Below are 3667 nucleotides of genomic sequence, written 5' to 3'. Positions count from 1 at the left end.
GTTACTGCCCCTTATGTGGGTGTTATGAGACAGGGATATGCTCATTCTTCGAAACTTTGAAATTTCCGACAAGCCGAAAATTGTTGAAACATTGAATGATCCAGAAGTCACAAGATTTCTGTCTTCTCGTATTCCTTCCCCGTATGCTGCCAGTGATGCTGATTGGTGGCTTAGCGTTGGTTGCAAAAATGGAATTATCCGAGCGATAGAAATAGACGGTAACTTTGTTGGCTGTATCGGTATTGAACCGGGACAGAATGAGTATGCTTTCACTGGCGAACTCGGCTACTGGCTCGCCCGCGAACACTGGGGTAAGGGCATCACAACAAAAGCATTACTTGCGCTTCTTAGCCAAATCCCAAGATGTAATTTTGCGCGCGTTCAAGCCACAGTTTTTCAAGGGAATACCGCATCAGAATCGGTACTCCTCAAATGTGGTTTTAATAAAGAAGGTAACCTTGAGAAAGCGGTGTATAAACATCAGGCATTCTACAATGCTGTTTTATATGGCAAAGTAATCTCATAACAAACTGCTGTAGTCGCTCGCAGGCTCGCTGGGACGCAAACACATGGGCTGCGTCGCTTCGCTCCTAAATTTTAGCCCATGTGTTTCCGCCCCTAAGCAGGGCGTTATATGGCTTTGTTAAATGAATAGGACTAATTACAACAATCTCAAACTTACTGTAAAAATGACGTTCCTGTTCATTACCTTCGTCATCTTCGTAATCAGTGCGTTTCCAATTACCGAGTTTTATTCTTTTTTATCAGAATACCTCAACATAACCACTGACTCGGCACTGAAAACCCAAGAAAATTCAACTGAATTTATTGTATATATGTTAGTCTTTTCTGTGCTTTCGGTTTGTCTATCTACGTTGCTTGTTACATGGTTAATAGCAAAAATATGCGGGTACAATAAGCAGCAATGTATCGACTACTTTTACCGCTACGAAAATTTGCCGAAACACTGGTTAAAGCGTTAGTGGTAGCCATATAACAAACCGCTGTAGCCGGTCGCAAGCTCCCTGGGACAATAACACGTGGGCTCAGTCGCTTCGCTCCAAATTTTAGCCCACGTGTTATTGCCCCTAAGCGGGGTGTTATGCATTCAGGAGGAAAAATGAACATCAGGGACGAATTGAAAGAAGAGTACTTATTTCTTCAGCAAACTTATGAAGACTTTGATAATCGAGCTCTCTTAATTAAAAGTTGGAGCATTACTGTTTCACTTGGAGCTTTAGCTCTAGGTTTCGACTCGACCAAAGGCGGCTTTAGTTCTGCGTTATTCGTTTTTGTTTCTCTCTCCGCAATATTATTTTGGGTTATTGAGGCTAAGTGGAAGACCTTTCAGTATGCAAATGCTTACCGGATAAGGGTGCTTGAAGCCTACTTTCGAGGAGACGAAAAATATAAGGATATTGTCCCTTTTCAAATCTATAACTCATGGTTTAGAGCATATTCATCAAACCCTCCTGTGCACGAATACGAAAAAAACAACATAAATAAAACGCCACTAAGCCAGACATTCCGAAATGCAATCTTACCCTTGGTGTTCATTCCCTATCTTCCTATTTCTATATTAGGGATCGGTGGCTTTGTTTGGCAAAATGCATAACAATCTGCTGTAGTCGCTCGCAGGCTCGCTGGGACGCAAACACATGGGCTGCGTCGCTTCGCTCCTAAATTTTAGCCCATGTGTTTCCGCCCCTAAGCAGGGTGTTATGCGCCAAAACATTTGTACAACGGAGTCTGTATGAACCAAATTTTTGAACAGCTAAAAACAGAAATGGATATCGCCAAAAGCCAACAAAACTTCGAACATTTTCGTGATGTGGCAAAACGATTTGGCTTAGCGGAGAAAGATATCAGTGCAGTTGTGAACATCAAATACGAGTATTCATTAAAACTTCAAAGTGGTGAAGAAATTCGTGGTTCCTTGCGCTCATGGGATCAATCCGGACCTTTTAGTATTCAACCGGATAAAAATGTAATAGAAATTAAGATCATAAATAACGGTGCGGTGGTCGAACAGTATGGTGTTTCATGGGAAGACTAGCGCATAACAAACTGCTGTAGTCGCTCGCAGGCTCGCTGGGACGCAAACACATGGGCTGCGTCGCTCCGCTCCTAATTTTAGCCCATGTGTTTCCGCCCCTAAGCAGGGTGTTATACGCAAAAGGGTTAGCATTGTACGGAAACCCTATTACTTTTATTTGTCTAGGTGCTACAGGACTAGCCTGTTTAAGTATCTTATTATGGCCGTTTGTTGCATATACCAGCATTTTCCTTTTCGACGCACCAGACTCCCAAAGCAACCCTATTGTCTGGATTATCGCTCTATTAATGCTTTCATACCCAGTGACTGTTGCATTTGGGACATTCACTTCGTGGAAAGCACACAATGAAACAAACAATCTCAAGGCTATAAGTGGCGTCGCAATTTGTTCAATTAACTTCGTACTACTGTACGCCGCATTCACTTTAAAACTTTGGTAATACGCGTACTATTTGCGTATAACAAACCGCTGTAGTCGGTCGCAAGCTCCCTGGGACAATAACACGTGGGCTCAGTCGCTTCGCTCCAATTTTAGCCCACATGTTATTGCCCCTAAGCGGGGTGTTAGGCATATTAAAATCGGAGAGTGACTAAGACATGCCAGTTCCAGCAGAATATGAACGAGCCTCAGCGAAATTTTATGATTATCTAGTTGACGCCAGAGACACAGCTGATCTCTGGAGTACGCATGTAACCTACACAATGACACAGGGTGTATTTCAGGTTTTTCGTCGAAGGCTTTCAACCCAGGATGCTATAGCTTTCGCAAATATTTTACCTATTTGTCTTCGAGCACTATTTGTCACTGATTGGAATATTGACGAGGAAAAGAAGCCTTTTGAAAGTCGTGAGGTAATGAAAAGAGAGGTTAAATTATTGCGTGAAAATCACAATTTTTCTACAGAAACAGCCATAAGTGATGTCGCGGAAGCATTGAGGCGGCACGTTGATGAAAAAACCTTTGATAAATTACTTGCGCAATTACCCGAGGGGGCTGTCGAGTTCTGGACACCATGAATATTCAAGAAAGGTGTCGCCTAACAAATATCTGCTCCGGAAAAATTACTCGCTGCGCTCGCATTTTTCCGGTGAGCTAGGTGTTAGGTGGCAAAGGAGTTTTTAATGCTGGCAGCTTTAATCGGCGTTGTGCTCTCTATACTTCTCGTCGTCTCCGCAAAATACACGCGCTTCGATAGAGATACCAGTTTCTATCCTTCTATTCTTATTTTTATTGCTAGTTTCTATATTTTGTTTGCCGTTTTGGCTGGCCACTCTATTGTAAGAGAAGTCGGTATTGCTTCTATCTTTATCTTTTTGGCTTTTTATGGTGCTTATAAATCGTTGCTCATTGTCGGTTTAGCTATTGCTCTGCATGGTGTCTACGACATTCTTCATATTGCTCAACTTAAACAAACTGTAGCACCAATTTGGTGGGCACCATTTTGTTCAGCAGTAGACTTCATGGTAGGTATTTGGGTAATGTACCTTTCCAAAAAACAGATAGCGCAGGTTAAACCGCACGCCACCTAACAAAAACATTAAGCCGCTCGCAGGCTCGCTGGGACAGTAACACGTGGGCTCTGTCGCTTCGCTCGGATTTTAGCCCACGTA

General features: G+C 42.7%; 5 protein-coding genes. All 5 read left to right on the top strand.

The genetic code is table 11. From position 1 onward, the window contains the following. Positions 1 to 37: 37 nt before the first annotated feature. The 5 genes from ACXAFQ_RS20350 to ACXAFQ_RS20330 all read left to right on the top strand — a co-directional run bounded on the left by ACXAFQ_RS20350 (position 38) and on the right by ACXAFQ_RS20330 (position 3586). The gene (locus tag ACXAFQ_RS20350) at positions 38 to 526 is read left to right on the top strand and encodes a GNAT family N-acetyltransferase (RefSeq protein ID WP_474825196.1); all 489 of its coding nucleotides are present in this window, start codon (positions 38 to 40) and stop codon (positions 524 to 526) included. A 594-nt stretch (positions 527 to 1120) separates the two neighbouring features. Then, the gene (locus ACXAFQ_RS20345; RefSeq protein WP_474825195.1) at positions 1121 to 1615 is read left to right on the top strand and encodes a hypothetical protein; all 495 of its coding nucleotides are present in this window, start codon (positions 1121 to 1123) and stop codon (positions 1613 to 1615) included. A gap of 138 nt (positions 1616 to 1753) precedes the next feature. Next, positions 1754 to 2056 carry a hypothetical protein gene (locus ACXAFQ_RS20340; protein ID WP_474825194.1) on the top strand — a complete coding sequence of 101 codons (303 nt, stop codon included), beginning with the start codon at positions 1754 to 1756 and terminating at the stop codon, positions 2054 to 2056. Between the two features lie 597 nt (positions 2057 to 2653). Further along, positions 2654 to 3073 carry a DUF2267 domain-containing protein gene (locus ACXAFQ_RS20335; RefSeq protein WP_474825193.1) on the top strand — a complete coding sequence of 140 codons (420 nt, stop codon included), beginning with the start codon at positions 2654 to 2656 and terminating at the stop codon, positions 3071 to 3073. 105 nt (positions 3074 to 3178) lie between these two features. Then, positions 3179 to 3586, top strand: coding sequence for a hypothetical protein (locus tag ACXAFQ_RS20330; protein ID WP_474825192.1), 408 nt, complete (start codon positions 3179 to 3181; stop codon positions 3584 to 3586). Positions 3587 to 3667 lie beyond the last annotated feature (81 nt).

Source organism: Alteromonas sp. ABH2_165, from assembly GCF_056159945.1.
The sequence above is the reverse complement of the archived record's forward strand: the minus strand, read 5'-3'. Positions and strand labels throughout refer to the sequence as shown.